This is a genomic window from Superficieibacter sp. (genome assembly GCF_032071645.1).
GTDB lineage: Bacteria > Pseudomonadota > Gammaproteobacteria > Enterobacterales > Enterobacteriaceae > Superficieibacter.
Genome location: NZ_DAMAPU010000011.1, coordinates 38,271 through 55,288, shown reverse-complemented (window position 1 = coordinate 55,288; position 17,018 = coordinate 38,271). Strand labels below are relative to the sequence as shown.

Below are 17,018 nucleotides of genomic sequence, written 5' to 3'. Positions count from 1 at the left end.
CGATCTGCATGGACAAACGCGGTCGTTACCGGCGGCATGACCCGGAGGCCAATGTGAACGATAAATACCACCGTCTGACGGCAACCCACTGGGGAACCTATAACGTCACCACCGAAAACGGTGCGCTGACCGCCATTGAGCCGGTCGAATGGGATCGCCAGCCTTCAAAAATAGGTCAGTCACTGCCCGGCAGCGTGCAGAGCGAAACCCGCATCAAACGTCCGGCGGTCAGGCTGGGCTATCTCCAGGGCAAGGCCGCTTCGCGGGAAGGGCGCGGCAAAGAGCCGTTTGTCGAAGTGAGCTGGGAAGAGGCCACGGAACTGGTTGCGGCGGAACTGCGGCGGGTGAAAGACACCCACGGCAATCAGGCGATTTACGGCGGCTCCTACGGCTGGTCGAGCGCCGGGCGTTTTCATCATGCCCAGAGTCAACTGCATCGTTTTCTCAATTATTTTGGGGGTTACACCGCCAGCACCAATACTTACAGCATCGCGGCGGGCGAGCGCGTCCTGCCGCATATTCTCGGCGATCTGGATACGCTGCAACGCCAGCATACCCACTGGGCGGTGCTGGCTGAGCACTGTGAACTGGTTGTGGCGATTGGCGGTCTGCCGTTGCGCAATGCGCAGGTTAACGGCGGTGGCGCGAGCGATCACGCTCTGAACCACTGGCTGCAAACGTTACGCCACAATGGCACACGCTTTATTAACGTCAGCCCGGTACGTAACGATCTCTCGGCGCTGCCCGATGCCGAATGGTTAGCAATCCAGCCCGGCAGCGATACCGCGCTGTTGCTGGCGGTCTGCCAGGTGCTTATCGACGAAGATCTTTATCATCACGATTTTGTATCGCGCTGTACCGTCGGGTTTGCGCGCTTTGCAGCCTACGTGCAGGGGCGTGATGATGACCAGATAAAATCGCCGGAGTGGGCGGAGCCGATCACCGGCCTGCCAGCTGCCACCATCCGCCAGCTGGCGCGGCAAATGGCGGCTAAAAAAACGCTGATTAATATGGCGTGGTCGGTACAGCGTGCGCGGCAGGGCGAGCAGGCATACTGGGCGCTGGTGGCGACCACCGCGCTGCTTGGGCAGATCGGCACGCCGGGCGGCGGCATCGGTTTTGGCTACGCCTCAACCAACCTTTGCGGCGCGGATCGACGCGTCTTTTCCGGCCCGCGCCTTCCCGTCGGACGCAACGCGGTGCAAAGCGTCATTCCGGTCGCCCGTGTCGCCGACATGCTGCTGCATCCCGGCGGGCACTATGAATTTGACGGGCAGACGCTCACCTATCCCGATATCCGGCTGGTTTACTGGGCGGGCGGCAATGCTTTTCATCACCATCAGGATCTCAACCGACTGATCCGCGCCTGGCGGCAGCCGGAGACGGTGATTGTCCACGAGCAATACTGGACGGCGCAGGCAAAGCACGCTGATATCGTATTGCCCGCCACCACCTCGCTTGAGCGCGAAGACATCGGCAGCGCCAGTAACGATGGCTTTATGATCGCCATGCGCCAGCATTTACCGCCGTTCGCCGACGCGCGGGATGATTACGCCATTTTCAGCGCGCTGGCCGAACAGCTGGGCTTTGCAGACCGTTTTACCGAAGGGCGCACCGCCAGCGACTGGCTTCGCCATATGTACGAACAGTCGCAGCCGCGCGCGGCGGCAGACGGCATCACCCTGCCCGTCTTTGATGAATTCTGGGCGAGCGGCAAGCTGGAATATGCGCGTCCCGACGAGCCACAAATTTTACTGCGGGCGTTTCGCGACGATCCGACCGCCGCGCCGCTGACCACGCCGTCCGGCAAAATTGAACTCTTCTCGTCGGCGGTGGCTGATTTTGGCTACGCCGAAGCTCCCGGACACGCTTACTGGCACGCCCAGGAATATGCCGCCCAGCGCCAGATCAAGCAGAACTGGCCGTTGCATCTGCTTTCCAGCCAGCCGCGCACGCGTCTGCACAGCCAGTACGATCACGGTATCGTGAGCCGCCAGACCAAAATTAATGGCCGTGAACCGCTGTGGATGCATCCTGACGATGCCGCCACGCGCGGCATTGCTGAAGGCGATATTGTCAAAGTCTTTAACCCGCGCGGTGCGCTATTAGCCGGGGCGCATCTGACGCGGGACATCCTGCCCGGCGTGGTGCAAATGTCGACCGGTGCCTGGTACGATCCGCTTAACAGCGCGGGATCCCGTTCGTTAGATAAACACGGTAATCCGAATGTACTGACCGCCGATATCGGCAGCTCGCGGCTGGGTCAGGGCTGTACGGCGCAAACCTGCTTTGTTGACATTGAGCGCTTTACCCAGCCGCTACCGGAAATTACCGCCTGGTCGCCGCCGTTATTTACGCAACGGTGAAATTTCGTCTGAAATAAAGCCGGAGATGAAGCGACGAATTATTCATATAACCTCTTTGCCAGTGCATAAATAACTATTTGCGGCTTTCGGATAATATTAGAAAGATATGTTCGTAGTGTTAGTCACGGTGAAATGGCAAGGTGAAGCCATTGCAGATTAACAGGACGAAAACGTTGAGCACAGCCCACGCGTTATCACTTCCGGTGATTGATTTTTCACAATTAAAAGGTAGCCCGCAGCAGCGTCAGGCTTTTCTCGAAAGCCTCGGCAAAGCGGCGCGCGACGTCGGTTTTTTCTATCTGACGGGTCACGGAATTTCGTCGCAGCTTCTTGCGGAAGTCCAGCGCGTCTCATGGCAGTTTTTCGCCCTGCCGGACGCGGACAAACTCAGCGTGAAAATGGCCAATTCCCCGCACTTTCGCGGCTATAACCGCGCCGGATCGGAAATCACCCGGGGTCAGCCGGATTACCGCGAGCAGTTTGATATCGGTGCCGAGCGCGCAGCGATAGCGGATCGCACGGCACCGGTATGGCTACGGATGCAGGGGCCAAACCAGTGGCCGGAAGCGTTGCCGGAACTGCGCACCGTGCTGAGCCGCTGGCAGCAGGAAATGACCAACGTGGCGCTGGAACTGCTGCGTGCTTTTGCCGAAGCGTTGTCGCTACCGCGCCACGCGTTCGACAATCTGTATGGCGAGTATCCCAACGAGCACGTCAAGCTGATCCGCTATCCGGGGCGTAACGGCAGCGAATCGCGGCAGGGCGTAGGGGCGCATAAAGATTCCGGCTTCCTGACCCTGCTATTGCAGGATGAGCAGGGCGGTTTGCAGGTGGAGGTTTCCCCGGATAACTGGGTGGACGCCGTGCCGTTGCCGGACTCGTTTGTGGTGAATATCGGTGAACTGCTGGAGCTGGCGACCAACGGCTATCTGCGTGCCACCGTTCACCGCGTGGTTTCCCCGCAGGTTGACCGTCAGCGGCTGTCGGTGGCGTTTTTCCTCGGCGCGCAAATGGATGCGGTCGTGCCGGTTTATCAACTGCCGGAAAAGCTGGCGCAGCTTGCGCACGGACCCACCAGCGATCCGCTTAATCCATTATTACGTGAGGTGGGCTGGAATTATTTAAAAGGGCGTCTGCGTTCGCATCCTGACGTCGCTAACCGCTTTTATGCTGAATATCTTAATAACGAAAAACGTCCTTGAGAAATAAGGGTAATTAAATGATTAAAACTGTGGGCTTTACGCTGGCTGGACTTTCTTTGTTGATCGCTCAGACATTACATGCAGAACCGTTACGCATTGCGGCCGATCCTATTCCTCATGCGGAAATACTCGAGTACGTGCAAAAAATCGATCCTAAACTGGATTTGAAAATTGTCGAAATGAGCAGCGGGGGCGTTAATCCGAATGAACTGCTGTCTTCCGGGGATGTGGACGCCAACTATTTCCAGCATCTGCCCTATTTAAAAGATCAGGAAAAAGCGCTCGGTAAAACCTTTAGCGTAGCGGCGGAAGTACATATTGAACCGCTGGGTATTTATTCGCATAAATATAAATCGCTGGCCGATTTACCGCAGGGCGCGAGTATTGCCGTGCCCAATAACGCACCTAACCTGAGCCGCTCACTGCATTTATTGCAGGACAAAGGGGTGATTAAACTGAAGGACACCGGCAACGCGTTGACCACGCTGGTGACGCCGGAAGATATCGCAGAAAACCCGAAAAAAATCAAAATAGTCCAGATTGAGTCCCCGCAGATCCCGCGCGCGCTGGATGACGTTGATGCCGCCATCATTAACGGGAACTATGCGCTGGAAGCGGGATTGGTCCCGGCGAAAGATGCGCTGGGCCTCGAGTCTGCCGACCACAACCCGTACGCCAACCTGCTGGTTACCCGGCCAGAGCTGCTGAAAGATCCGCGCATTGTGCAGCTGGCGAAAGATCTGACCTCACCGCAGGTCGCGAAATTCATTAAAGACAAGTACAACGGCTCGGTGATCCCGGTCGCGGCCTCACAGCATGATTAAAATCGAAAAAATCAGTAAATGGTACGCCGGTGCATCCGCACCGGCGTTATCCGACATCTCCCTGACGATTGAAGCGGGCACGATTTTCGGCATTCTCGGGCGCAGCGGCGCGGGAAAAAGCACGCTGCTGCGCTGTCTGAACCGTCTGGAGCAGCCTGGGTCAGGGCGGATAGACATTGATGGTCAGGATATTGCGTCGCTCAGCGTTGCGCAGCTGCGCCAGAAGCGCCAGCAGATGGGAATGATTTTCCAGCATTTTAATCTGCTGCATTCGCGTACCGTGCGTAACAATATCGATCTGCCGCTGGAAATTGCCGGTATTGCGCCCAAAGAACGCGCGCAGCGAATTGAAGCGTTATTAGCGTTGGTCGGGCTGGAACAGTTTGCCGATAGCTGGCCGTCGCAGCTCTCCGGCGGCCAGAAACAGCGGGTGGGTATCGCCCGCGCGCTGGCGGCTCAGCCGCGCTATTTGCTGTGCGATGAAGCCACCAGCGCGCTCGACCCGGAAACCACCCGTTCTATTCTCGACCTGCTGGCGGATATTCAGCGCCAGCTCAATATCACGATTGTGCTGATCACCCATGAAATGTCGGTGGTGAAACGGATATGCCACGGCGCAGCCCTGCTGGAGCACGGCAAACTGATTGAAAGCGGCACGCTTGAGCAAATTATGGCGCGTAAAGAGGGACGCCTGCGGCAGATGCTGTTGCAGGACGGTGAAACCGACCGCGCCTTCCTGGCAAAATATCAGGTGGAGGTGGCAACCCGATGCGTAGCGTAAACTGGGATCGTTTTCTGGAGCTGCTGCTCAACGCCACGCTGGAAACGCTGTATATGGTCGCGCTGGCGACGGTGTTTACCGTGCTGATTGGCCTGCCGGTGGGCGTGCTGCTATTTCTGACCCGCAAGGACGGCATTTTGCCGAACCGCAGCGTGGCGGTGGTGCTGAACTCAGTGGTCAATATTGGCCGGGCGCTGCCTTTTGTCATTTTGCTGATTGCCCTTATTCCCGTTACCCGTTTGATCGTCGGCACCACGCTTGGCAGCACCGCCGCCATTGTGCCGATCACCCTCGGCGCGTTCCCGTTTTTTGCCCGCATCGTCGAAAATGCGCTGGACGAGGTGGATCGTGGGCGAATAGAAGCGGTGGAATCGATGGGCGGTAGCCACTGGTTTATCGTCAGCCGGGTACTGTTGCCAGAAGCGCTTCCGGCGCTGGTGGCGGGTGTTACCCTGACCATCGTGATGCTCATCGGCTTTTCCGCGATGGCGGGCGTAGTGGGCGGCGGCGGGCTGGGCGATCTGGCGATACGCTATGGCTACCAGCGTTTTGATAACACCTTAATTGCAGGCACGGTGATCGTTTTACTGCTGCTGGTGCAGCTGATCCAAAAAGCAGGCGATCGGCTGGTGCGCTCGCTGGCCCTGCGCCGCTGATCGTCTGCTGACGTGCCACGTGCGTTATCTGCGCGCCGGGATTGTAGACGCGCTGGCGTTTGCCGCTACCGACGCGCGCGATTTTACTCGCGGGTGATCTGCCAGCCGCGCGCTTTCCACAGATCCGATAACTGCGCCAGATCGGTAAAGGGGGTTACCTTTGGATGGTCAATCGGCTGGTTATGCGGGTCGGCGCAGAAATAAAATACTTCCATTCCGGCGGCGATCCCCGACTGTGCGCCCGCCACTGAATCGTCCACCAGCACGCAATTTTGCGCCTCGACGTTCATGGCTTTCGCCGCATGAAACATGAGCGCCGGATCGGGCTTCCAGCGTTGAATATCGTAGCCGCTGAATAATTTATCCGGGAAATGGTTCAGCATTCCCGTGCGGCCCAGAGAGTGCTGCATTTTGCTGACCGGGCCATTCGACACCACGCACATTGGCACCGTCACGCTGTCCAGCAGCGCATTCGCGCCCGCAATGCCGACCAGTTCAGAATCAAACAGGCGGGCGACTTCAGCGCGATACACCGGCTCTAAATCAGCTTTTGCCAGGTTTACCCCGTACTCACCGTTAATGGTATCGATGATCTCGTAAAGCTTAACGCCTTTAAAACGCTTAAAAATCGTTTCCAGATCGAGCGTAATGCCATACTGCTGGAACATATGCACGTAGGCACGGGAACAAATCACTTCACTGTCTACCAGCGTACCGTCGCAATCAAAAAATACTGCTTCAATGTGGGACATGCCTGTTTCCCTGTTAACAAGTTTAACGTTTACCTGATGAAATTTAGGCCACGCAATCGTTGCCGTATAAGCAAAATCAATGAAAAAAGTGTGCCGTGAATCTTCCTATTGTCTCATTTTGGTATAGGATAGCGACGGATTTTCCCTCCTTTTCTCGGAAACAGATAATGAGTCAACAACACAACACCCAGGCATCTGGTCAGGGAATACTTGAGCGCGTTTTCAAATTACGTGAACACGGCACCACGGTACGCACCGAAATCATCGCCGGGTTCACCACCTTCCTGACGATGGTCTATATCGTTTTCGTTAACCCTCAGATCCTGGGCGTGGCGGGAATGGACACCAGCGCCGTCTTCGTGACTACCTGTCTGATCGCTGCACTGGGCAGCATCCTGATGGGGATTTTCGCCAACCTGCCGGTCGCGCTGGCACCGGCGATGGGGCTGAATGCCTTCTTTGCGTTTGTTGTGGTGCAGGCGATGGGTCTTCCCTGGCAGGTCGGGATGGGCGCGATTTTCTGGGGCGCGGTAGGTTTACTGCTGCTGACCGTTTTCCGCATCCGCTACTGGATGATTGCTAACATTCCGGTGAGCCTGCGCGTAGGGATCACCAGCGGCATCGGGCTGTTTATTGGCATGATGGGGCTGAAAAACGCAGGCGTGATTGTGGCCAACCCGGAAACGCTGGTCAGCATCGGCAATCTGACCTCACACAGCGTGCTGCTGGGCGTACTCGGCTTCTTTATCATCGCAATTCTGGCATCGCGCAATATTCACGCGGCGGTGCTGGTTTCTATTGTAGTCACTACGCTGCTGGGCTGGATGCTGGGCGACGTTCACTATCAGGGCATCGTCTCCGCGCCGCCGAGCGTCAGTTCCGTTATCGGGCACGTTGACCTCGCCGGTTCGTTTAATCTGGGGCTGGCAGGGGTGATTTTCTCCTTTATGCTGGTCAACCTGTTCGACTCCTCCGGCACGCTGATTGGCGTGACCGATAAAGCCGGTCTGGCCGACGAGAAAGGTAAATTCCCGCGCATGAAGCAGGCGCTGTACGTGGACAGCATTTCTTCAGTCGCCGGTTCTTTCATCGGGACGTCATCCGTTACGGCTTATATTGAATCCTCTTCCGGCGTCTCCGTCGGCGGTCGCACCGGCCTGACGGCGGTAGTGGTCGGTCTGCTGTTCCTGCTGGTGATCTTCCTGTCACCGCTGGCAGGCATGGTGCCGGGCTACGCGGCGGCGGGCGCGCTGATTTACGTTGGCGTACTGATGACCTCAAGCCTGGCGCGCGTGAAATGGGAAGACCTGACCGAATCCGTCCCGGCCTTTATTACCGCCGTGATGATGCCGTTCAGCTTCTCCATCACCGAAGGCATCGCGCTGGGCTTTATTTCTTACTGTGTGATGAAAATCGGTACCGGTCGCCTGCGCGACCTCAGCCCGTGCGTGGTGATCTTGGCGGTGTTGTTTATTCTGAAGATTGTGTTTATTGATGCGCATTAATTGTCTGGCAGGGGATCGGGGGCACGTACTCTCGCCCTCTCCCTGCGGGAGAGGGCTGGGGTGAGGGCGATTCCGTAGCGCTTACTTTCCCCCTCTCCCTGACCCTCTCCCTCAAGGGAGAGGGAACAGTCTGGCGTCGTCGTTGAGTTTGTCACCGGTTTTCTCCCTCTCCCTGTGGGTGAGGGCTGGGGTTAGGGCGATTCCGTAGCGCTTACTTTCCCCCTCTCCCTGACCCTCTCCCTCAAGGGAGAGGGAACTGTCCGGTGTCGTCGTTAAGTCTGTCACCGGTTTTCTCCCTCTCCCTGTGGGAGAGGGCTGGGGTGAGGGGCTTACGGGTATTTGCTCCCTCGAGAGGGTGGACATTCCCAGCCAGCGCACCCGCTTAAGCCGTTACTTATCACTTACCCGCTGAATGTACTCGCCAAACGCCGTTAGCTGACCGGTCAGATGATCCAGCGTGCTCTGGTCAATCACCTCGCCCAGCTGCGGATCGACTTTATTCTGAATCACCCCGCCCATAAATTCCGGCTTATTCATCACCATCGCATCCAGGAACACCAGGATCTGGCGCAGGTGATACTGGCAGCGCGCGCCGCCGATTGCGCCCATTGAGCTGGTCTGAATAAGCACTGGCTTGCCCGCCAGCGGCTGTTCCGGCAGGCGCGACAGCCAGTCGATAGCGTTTTTCAGGCCGCCTGGCACTGAATAATTATATTCGGGGGTTACGATCACCACGCCGTCCGCCTGGCGGATTTGCTCCGCCAGCGCTTCGACGCTTGTCGGAAAACCCTCTTCCTGCTGGATATCGGCGTCATACAGAGGGATATCACCAATCGACGGCAGCGCCGAGACCTGCATCCCGGCCGGAGCCACTTTAGGCAGGGTGCGGGCGACCATTCCGTTAAAAGACCCTTTGCGCAGACTTCCCAACAGCGTAACCACGTGCAACGTATCAGACATAATGACTCCTCTTGTGTGGAGATTAGTTTTGATCGGATTCGTTGAGTGTAAACGCTTTTTCAGCGGTGAGACTGGTAAAGTGCATCAAACGCCCTGCGGGTTCTCTGGCGCGAACCTGGGGATCGGGCAGGCAGCACCAGCTTCCTTTCCCGGTATATTCCCAGACTTTTAGCCGCTCAATGGCGGGCGTGACCGCCACCGACCACACCAGCACCGCTTCGGCATCGCAGACGGCTTCAATCTGCGGCACGCTGGCTGCCCGCAGACGCCCGGAGCCGGGCAGCAGGGTCAGTGAATGGCTTTCCGCCTCGCCCGTCAGCTTCAGCACGCTCTGACGCAGCGCAAGGAGCTGCGCGCATGCCTCATTGGGATCGTTTTGATTGTTAATCCACAGCGTTTCATTGCTGGTAAAACTGTAGCGTTCATTGCCCTGCGCGGCGGGGCGTTGTAGCGCCAGCGCCAGCCCGCAATCGCCTTCGGTAGTTAACGCCACGCCGACAATATTGCCGGTATAGGCGATGGAAAAACGCGGCAGCATGTTATCCAGGAATACGGGTTTTCCGCCTGGCTGGACGACGATCTCCGGCAGTTCGCTAATGCCATAAAGCATAAACATCAGTTCAGCGAGCAGCGCTCTGGAGGTCAGAAAACGCGTCCGGCGATGTTCCGGGAGTTGGCGAGCCTGATGATGGCAGGCCGCAGAAAGGCGGTTAGACAGGAGATAGCCGTCGCTAAGGGTGCCTCTTGCAAAATGCGTTGCCATTTTTCGCTCCGTGATAATGGGCTGTGGTAAAGAAGAAAAAGGTGTTGTCGGTTAACCGCTTTCGTTTTTAAACGCAAATGAAGCAAATGAGAAGATCCTGAACCTCATTTTTACAATTCATTTGATATGGACGATGTTTTTAAGAGAAAACCGTGCCCGCATCAATTTTAATCTTATGCGGGCATGAATTTATTTCCCGATACAAAAGCTGGAGAAAATTCGTCCCAGCAGGTCGTCCGAGGTAAATTCCCCGGTGATTTCACTCAGAGCCTGCTGCGCCAGCCGTAGCTCTTCTGCCAGCAGTTCGCCCGCCCAGGCACCGAGAAGCTGCGCTTTGCCCTGCTGGAGGTGATTGGCGGCCTGTTCCAGCGCCTGTAAATGACGGCGGCGGGCGAGGAAGCCACCTTCCATGTTGGTGTCAAAACCCATGCTTTGCTTGAGATGGTCGCGCAGGACATCCACGCCTTCACCGGTGCGCGCGGAGAGGCGCACAAGTGAGTGACTGTTCACTTCACTGAAGCCCAGCGTCTCGCCGGTGATATCCGCTTTGTTACGCACCACGGTAATGGGGAGTTTAACCGGCAGACGGGCGATAAAGTCCGGCCAGATCTCCGCCGGGTCGATGGCATCCGTAGTGGTGCCGTCCACCATAAACAGTACGCGGTCCGCCTGTTCAATTTCCCGCCATGCGCGCTCAATGCCGATACGCTCGACTTCATCGCTGGCTTCACGCAGCCCGGCAGTGTCGATGATGTGCAGCGGCATTCCGTCGATGTGGATATGCTCGCGCAGCACGTCGCGGGTGGTGCCAGCGATGTCGGTGACAATCGCTGCTTCACGCCCCGCCAGCGCGTTCAGCAGGCTGGATTTACCCGCGTTCGGACGCCCGGCAATCACCACTTTCATGCCTTCGCGCAGCAGGCTGCCCTGACGCGCTTCGGCGCGCACCGCGTCGAGATCGGCGATAACATTATTAAGCTGGCCTTCAATTTTGCCGTCAGAGAGGAAGTCGATTTCCTCATCCGGGAAGTCAATCGCCGCTTCTACATAGATCCGCAGGTGAGTGAGCGCTTCCACCAGATGATTGACGCGCGCGGAAAATGCGCCCTGCAGCGAGTTCAGCGCCGAACGTGCGGCCTGTTCTGAACTGGCGTCGATCAGGTCGGCAATGGCTTCCGCCTGGGCTAAATCGAGCTTGTCGTTGAGAAATGCGCGCTCGGAGAATTCGCCGGGCTTCGCAATGCGCAGGCCGGGGAGGGTCAGAATGCGTTTTAACAGCAGGTCGAGGATCACCGGGCCGCCGTGACCCTGAAGCTCCAGCACATCTTCACCGGTAAAGGAATTCGGGCCGGGGAACCACAGCGCAATACCCTGATCCAGCGCCGCGCCGTTGGCATCCTTAAACGGCAGATAGTCGGCATAGCGCGGCTTCGGCAGCTTGCCAAGCACAGCCTCGGCAACGTCGCGAGCTTTCAGCCCGGAAATCCGCAGAATGCCTACGCCGCCGCGTCCCGGAGGCGTGGCCTGGGCAACGATAGTGTCGTTATGGTTCATGATATGTCTCGTTGAATACCAATAAAAAAGGCGGTCAATCGACCGCCCTTATTGTAGCGTTAACTTACCGGATCAGAGTTTTTTCTTCTCGCGGCTGTGCAGGCCACGTTTTTCCAGACCACGGTAAATCAGCTGCTGCTGAATAATCGTTACGGTGTTACTCACGATATAGTACAGCACCAGACCTGACGGGAACCACAGGAAGAACACGGTGAAGATGACCGGCATAAAGGTCATGATCTTCTGCTGCATCGGATCAGTCACGGTGGTCGGCGACATCTTCTGGATGAAGAACATCGTCAGGCCCATCAGGATCGGCAGGATGTAGTACGGGTCCTGTGCGGACAGGTCATGGATCCACAGAGCGAACGGCGCGTGGCGCAGTTCAATGGAGCCCATCAGCATGTAATACAGCGCAAGGAAGATTGGCATCTGGATGATCAGCGGGAAGCAGCCGCCCAGCGGGTTAACCTTCTCTGCTTTGTACAGCGCCATCATTTCCTGGCTCTGACGTTGCTTGTCGTCACCCAGACGCTCACGCATCGCCGCAATCTTCGGCTGCAACATACGCATCTTCGCCATCGAGGTGTACTGCGCTTTAGTCAGCGGGTACATGATGCCACGCACGATAAAGGTGATGACAATGATGGAGAAGCCCCAGTTACCCAGGAAGCTGTGGATCCATTTCAGCAGTTTGAACAGCGGCTGGGAGATGAACCACAGCCAGCCGTAATCCACGGTTAAATCCAGGTGCGGCGCAACGGCAGCCATTTTGTCCTGAATTTCCGGGCCGACCCACAGGGTGCTGGCAAGTTGAGCGGCCTGGCCTGGTTGAACCAGCAGCGGCTGAGACTTATAGCCGATGGCAGCAACGCCGTTACCCAGATTCGCGGTGTAGAAGTTGTTGGTGCTGTTGGCAGGCGGAACCCACGCGGTCGCAAAATACTGTTGCAGCATTGCTACCCAACCGCCGTTAGCGCTGACGTTCAGGTTTTCGTTATCGGCAATGGTGTCGAACTTGTATTTTTCATACTTCTCATCCGGCGTGGAGTACGCCGCACCACGGAAAGTATGCAGCGCAAAGTTGCTGCTACCGGTGTCACGATGGGAAGGTAAATTGATGGACTGCTTCAACTGACCAAAGGTGGAAAGCTCCAGCGGTTTAGCACCGGCGTTCTGCACGTTGTAGTTGACGTTTACCGCGAATTCACCGCGCTTCAGGATGAAGGTTTTGGTGAAGGTGTTGCCTGCGGCGTCGGTCCAGGTCAGCGGGATGGTCAGTTCTTTCTGACCGTCAGCCAGCACAAACGCATCTTTATCAACGTTATACAGGGGACGAGAACCGTTAGCCGGGTTATCCGGGCCGTCACGACCGGTCAGGCCGCTCTGCGCCTGGTAGATAAACTCTGGCGTGGTTTCCAGTAACTGGAACGGCTCTTTAGAACCCAGCTCTTTCGGGTAGGTCAGCAGGTGTGCCTGCTCAACGTCACCACCACGCGTGTTGATCGTCAGCTCCAGCACGTCGGTTTTCACTGTAACCAGTTTACCCTGGCCACTGGCTGGTACGCCCTGGTCTGCGGCACTACCCGCTGCGGTGGTCGTAGTCTGCGTGATCTGCTGCTGGGGCTGAGGATTTTTATCCTGCTCCCAGGCCTGCCAGATCATGAAAGACACGAACAACAAAGCGATGACTAGAAGATTGCGTTGCGAATCCATCGTTAGTGTTCTCTGGTATCAAAGGGTCCGGGCGGGACGGGGTCGTCTCCACCAGGGTGTAAAGGGTGGCATTTTAATACGCGTTTCACCGTCAACCAACTGCCTTTTATCATTCCAAACCTGCGCAATGCCTCAATTCCGTATTGAGAGCAGGTCGGGGTGAAACGGCAGTGCGGCCCAAGCAGCGGACTGATCAGGCGTTGATAGACCCGGATAAGGCCTATCAGGACTCGCGAGCCAGCCGACAGTGGCGACGCCATAACTTTTCCAACGCTTCCGTTAGCGCCCGGTTATCGAGGTCGGCAACCCCTTTTTTCGCCACCACCACGAAATCCATTGCCGGGAGTTCATGTTGACGTAAACGAAAGCTTTCACGCGTCAGACGTTTAATCCGGTTGCGTTCATGCGCACGCTTTACGTTTTTCTTGGCGACGGTAAGACCGATGCGGGGATGCCCCAGCGAATTCAGGCGGCCGAGGATGGTGATTTGCGGCGTGCCAGCCCGTTGCGGCTGCTGGAAGACGAATGTGAAATGAGTGGGAGTTAACAAACGTAACTCCCTGGGAAATGCGAGCTTAACCACTCAGGGTTAGCTTTATTACTTGGAAACGGTCAGACGAGAGCGGCCTTTAGCACGACGACGTGCCAGAACCTGACGACCATTTTTAGTAGCCATACGAGCACGGAAGCCGTGAGAACGGTTGCGCTTCAGTACAGACGGTTGAAAAGTGCGTTTCATGGCGATTTCTACCTAAACTTGAATAAATTCACTGACTTTTGCGTATACCCGAACGAATTTCGAACGACTTACGCCACAGTGTGGGTGATTAAAGAGGCCGGATTGTAATAATTGTACACTCCAGAGTCAATTCTCTTTCCTTATATCCCGCGTATTTTCGCACGTTTTTATGAGCAAATTGCCCCCTACAAACATGCGCAACGCGCCGGGTGGAGGATTATACGACCTCACTGGCAAAGCGCAAGGATCCTGCCGGATCTTCATGAGATCGTTTAAGCAGATTTTTGTCGTAGCTCATTAATTTTTCCAATATGCGGCCTGGAACGTGCCGCGTCCTGCCAGGATCGTTTACACTTAGCCGGTTGCGATCCTCCCTGTGGATAAATCGGGAAGAATCTGTGAGAAACAGAAGATCTCTGGCGCAGTTTACGCTATGATCCGCCTCCCGATCGTTTCCCTGGATCCAGATCGGGTATATATCGCAAATAGCGGTTCGCACGTCACCCTTACGTGGGTCTTTTCGCCGTGCGTCAACAATCATGAATGTTTCAGTCTTTGTCATTTATCGACTTTTGTTCGAGTGGAGTCCGCCGTGTCACTTTCGCTTTGGCAGCAATGTCTTGCCCGATTGCAGGATGAGTTACCAGCCACAGAATTCAGTATGTGGATACGCCCGTTGCAGGCGGAACTGAGCGATAACACGCTGGCTTTGTATGCGCCAAATCGTTTTGTGCTCGATTGGGTAAGGGACAAATACCTCAATAATATCAATGGACTGCTCAATGAGTTTTGTGGCACTGACGCGCCGCAGATGCGTTTTGAAGTCGGGACGAAACCTGCTTCACAAACGCCAAGAGAACCGGTTAGCGTAGCCGCACCCGCGCAGGCGGCGCAGGTGCATGTTCCGCGCCCGATCCCGGCATCGCGTCACGGCTGGGATAACGTTCCCGCCCCCGCGGAACCGACCTATCGTTCCAACGTCAACGTTAAACATACCTTTGACAACTTCGTCGAAGGTAAATCTAACCAGCTGGCGCGTGCTGCGGCCCGTCAGGTGGCAGATAACCCCGGCGGTGCGTATAACCCGCTGTTCCTCTATGGCGGTACGGGTCTGGGTAAAACGCACCTGCTGCACGCGGTGGGAAACGGTATCGTTGCCCGCAAGCCGAACGCCAAAGTAGTCTATATGCACTCCGAGCGCTTTGTTCAGGACATGGTAAAAGCCCTGCAAAACAACGCGATCGAAGAGTTTAAACGCTACTACCGTTCCGTCGATGCCCTGCTTATCGATGACATCCAGTTCTTTGCAAACAAAGAACGATCCCAGGAAGAGTTTTTCCACACCTTTAATGCGCTGCTCGAAGGCAATCAGCAGATCATTCTCACTTCGGATCGCTATCCGAAAGAGATCAACGGTGTGGAAGATCGTCTGAAATCCCGCTTCGGCTGGGGGCTGACGGTGGCGATCGAGCCGCCGGAGCTGGAAACCCGCGTAGCGATCCTGATGAAAAAAGCGGACGAGAACGATATCCGTCTGCCGGGTGAAGTGGCCTTCTTTATTGCCAAGCGCCTGCGTTCGAATGTGCGTGAGCTGGAAGGGGCGCTGAACCGCGTGATCGCTAACGCCAACTTTACCGGTCGGGCGATTACCATTGATTTCGTGCGCGAAGCGCTGCGCGATCTGCTGGCGTTGCAGGAAAAACTGGTCACCATCGACAACATTCAGAAAACGGTGGCGGAGTATTATAAAATCAAAGTGGCGGATCTGCTTTCTAAACGCCGCTCCCGTTCGGTAGCTCGTCCGCGCCAGATGGCGATGGCGCTGGCAAAGGAGCTGACCAACCACAGCCTGCCGGAAATTGGCGATGCTTTTGGTGGTCGTGACCATACTACCGTCCTTCATGCCTGCCGTAAGATTGAGCAGTTGCGTGAAGAAAGCCATGATATTAAAGAAGATTTCTCTAATTTAATCCGAACATTATCGTCGTGACCTATGAAATTTACCGTTGAACGTGAACACTTATTAAAACCGCTGCAACAGGTGAGTGGTCCCTTAGGGGGCCGCCCGACGCTGCCGATTCTGGGTAATCTTCTGATGCAGGTAGCGGACGGCACGCTTTCGCTGACCGGCACCGACCTCGAAATGGAAATGGTCGCGCGTGTCGCGCTGAGCCAGCCGCACGAGGCGGGCGCAACGACCGTACCGGCGCGTAAATTCTTTGATATTTGCCGTGGGCTGCCGGAAGGCGCGGAGATCGACGTGAAGCTGGAGGGCGACCGGATGCTGGTACGCTCCGGGCGCAGCCGTTTCTCTCTCTCCACGCTGCCTGCCGCCGACTTCCCGAATCTGGACGACTGGCAGAGCGAGGTAGAATTTACCCTGCCGCAGGCAACAATGAAGCGCCTGATTGAAGCCACCCAGTTTTCTATGGCCCATCAGGACGTGCGCTATTACCTGAACGGCATGTTATTTGAAACCGAAGGCGAAGAGCTGCGCACCGTGGCGACCGACGGGCACCGCCTGGCGGTGTGCTCAATGCCGCTTGGCGAATCGCTGCCGAACCATTCGGTGATCGTGCCGCGTAAAGGCGTAATTGAACTGATGCGAATGCTCGACGGGGGCGAAACGCCGCTGCGCGTGCAGATTGGCAGTAATAACATTCGTGCGCACGTAGGCGATTTCATCTTCACCTCCAAGCTGGTGGACGGTCGCTTCCCGGATTACCGTCGCGTTCTGCCAAAGAACCCGGACAAACATCTGGAAGCGGGCTGCGATATCCTTAAGCAGGCCTTTGCCCGTGCGGCGATCCTCTCGAATGAGAAATTCCGTGGCGTGCGCCTGTTTGTTCACGAAAACCAGATCAAAATCACCGCCAATAACCCGGAGCAGGAAGAAGCCGAAGAGATCCTCGACGTCACTTACGCCGGAACGGAAATGGAAATTGGTTTTAACGTCAGCTACGTGCTGGATGTGCTCAACGCGCTGAAGTGCGAGAACGTGCGCATCATGCTGACCGACTCGGTTTCCAGCGTGCAGATTGAAGATGCTGCTTCACAATCCGCGGCTTACGTTGTGATGCCGATGAGACTATAGACAGGTATCGGGCTATCTTATTTGTTATTCTGGCTGCGGGCAGCGCGCTGTTTCGGCGCTGCGGTTGCTACGCTGTCCGTCACCAGACTAACTGCGACGATAACGC

Annotated in this window: 16 protein-coding genes; 8 read left to right on the top strand and 8 right to left on the bottom strand. The window is 56.4% G+C overall.

All coding sequences use genetic code 11. The annotated features are described in order from the left end of the window. Positions 1-53: 53 nt before the first annotated feature. The 5 genes from RT197_RS17110 (at position 54) to RT197_RS17090 (ending at position 5,829) form a co-directional block, all read left to right on the top strand. The gene (locus RT197_RS17110) at positions 54-2,366 is read left to right on the top strand and encodes a molybdopterin-dependent oxidoreductase (protein WP_312952347.1); all 2,313 of its coding nucleotides are present in this window, start codon (positions 54-56) and stop codon (positions 2,364-2,366) included. Positions 2,367-2,539: 173 nt separating this feature from the next. Further along, positions 2,540-3,568 carry an isopenicillin N synthase family oxygenase gene (locus RT197_RS17105; RefSeq protein ID WP_312952346.1) on the top strand — a complete coding sequence of 343 codons (1,029 nt, stop codon included), beginning with the start codon at positions 2,540-2,542 and terminating at the stop codon, positions 3,566-3,568. A gap of 17 nt (positions 3,569-3,585) precedes the next feature. Next, a complete protein-coding gene (locus tag RT197_RS17100; RefSeq protein ID WP_312952345.1) occupies positions 3,586-4,392 on the top strand; it encodes a MetQ/NlpA family ABC transporter substrate-binding protein in 807 nt (268 codons plus the stop codon). Next, complete coding sequence (locus RT197_RS17095; protein WP_312952344.1) at positions 4,385-5,173, top strand: methionine ABC transporter ATP-binding protein; 789 nt, start codon at positions 4,385-4,387, stop codon at positions 5,171-5,173. Before RT197_RS17100 ends, RT197_RS17095 begins: the two co-directional genes overlap by 8 nt. Next, the gene (locus RT197_RS17090) at positions 5,161-5,829 is read left to right on the top strand and encodes a methionine ABC transporter permease (RefSeq protein ID WP_312952343.1); all 669 of its coding nucleotides are present in this window, start codon (positions 5,161-5,163) and stop codon (positions 5,827-5,829) included. Before RT197_RS17095 ends, RT197_RS17090 begins: the two co-directional genes overlap by 13 nt. An 83-nt stretch (positions 5,830-5,912) precedes the next feature. On the opposite strand, the gene yieH is transcribed toward RT197_RS17090, so the two are convergent. Next, a complete protein-coding gene (yieH, locus tag RT197_RS17085) occupies positions 5,913-6,581 on the bottom strand; it encodes a 6-phosphogluconate phosphatase (protein ID WP_312952342.1) in 669 nt (222 codons plus the stop codon). A gap of 167 nt (positions 6,582-6,748) precedes the next feature. On the opposite strand from yieH, the gene adeP reads away from it, so the two are divergent. Then, positions 6,749-8,086 (top strand): adenine permease AdeP, encoded by a 1,338-nt coding sequence (gene adeP, locus RT197_RS17080; protein ID WP_312952341.1) that lies wholly within the window; start codon positions 6,749-6,751, stop codon positions 8,084-8,086. A 390-nt stretch (positions 8,087-8,476) separates the two neighbouring features. Here the strand turns inward: adeP and RT197_RS17075 are convergent, their stop codons facing one another. The 7 genes from RT197_RS17075 to rpmH all read right to left on the bottom strand — a co-directional run bounded on the left by RT197_RS17075 (position 8,477) and on the right by rpmH (position 13,818). Further along, on the bottom strand, positions 8,477-9,046 hold the full coding sequence (locus RT197_RS17075) for an NADPH-dependent FMN reductase (protein ID WP_312952340.1): 570 nt from the start codon (positions 9,044-9,046) through the stop codon (positions 8,477-8,479). Between the two features lie 22 nt (positions 9,047-9,068). Beyond that, positions 9,069-9,809, bottom strand: coding sequence for a hypothetical protein (locus RT197_RS17070; protein WP_312952339.1), 741 nt, complete (start codon positions 9,807-9,809; stop codon positions 9,069-9,071). A 189-nt stretch (positions 9,810-9,998) separates the two neighbouring features. Further along, positions 9,999-11,363 (bottom strand): tRNA uridine-5-carboxymethylaminomethyl(34) synthesis GTPase MnmE, encoded by a 1,365-nt coding sequence (mnmE, locus tag RT197_RS17065; RefSeq protein WP_312952338.1) that lies wholly within the window; start codon positions 11,361-11,363, stop codon positions 9,999-10,001. 72 nt (positions 11,364-11,435) lie between these two features. Beyond that, positions 11,436-13,079: a membrane protein insertase YidC gene (yidC, locus tag RT197_RS17060; protein WP_312952337.1), complete on the bottom strand. Its 1,644-nt coding sequence runs from the start codon at positions 13,077-13,079 to the stop codon at positions 11,436-11,438. A 2-nt stretch (positions 13,080-13,081) separates the two neighbouring features. Further along, a complete protein-coding gene (gene yidD / locus RT197_RS17055) occupies positions 13,082-13,339 on the bottom strand; it encodes a membrane protein insertion efficiency factor YidD (protein WP_312952336.1) in 258 nt (85 codons plus the stop codon). Continuing rightward, a complete protein-coding gene (gene rnpA, locus RT197_RS17050; RefSeq protein ID WP_312952335.1) occupies positions 13,303-13,662 on the bottom strand; it encodes a ribonuclease P protein component in 360 nt (119 codons plus the stop codon). The genes yidD and rnpA overlap by 37 nt, the downstream gene beginning before the upstream one ends. Before the next feature lie 15 nt (positions 13,663-13,677). Continuing rightward, positions 13,678-13,818, bottom strand: a complete 141-nt coding sequence (gene rpmH / locus RT197_RS17045) for a 50S ribosomal protein L34 (RefSeq protein ID WP_003849659.1) — start codon at positions 13,816-13,818, stop codon at positions 13,678-13,680. A gap of 592 nt (positions 13,819-14,410) precedes the next feature. On the opposite strand from rpmH, the gene dnaA reads away from it, so the two are divergent. Next, the gene (gene dnaA / locus RT197_RS17040; RefSeq protein ID WP_312952334.1) at positions 14,411-15,808 is read left to right on the top strand and encodes a chromosomal replication initiator protein DnaA; all 1,398 of its coding nucleotides are present in this window, start codon (positions 14,411-14,413) and stop codon (positions 15,806-15,808) included. 3 nt (positions 15,809-15,811) lie between these two features. Continuing rightward, entirely contained in the window at positions 15,812-16,912 is a 1,101-nt protein-coding gene (dnaN, locus tag RT197_RS17035) for a DNA polymerase III subunit beta (RefSeq protein ID WP_312952333.1), read from the top strand. Positions 16,913-17,018 lie beyond the last annotated feature (106 nt).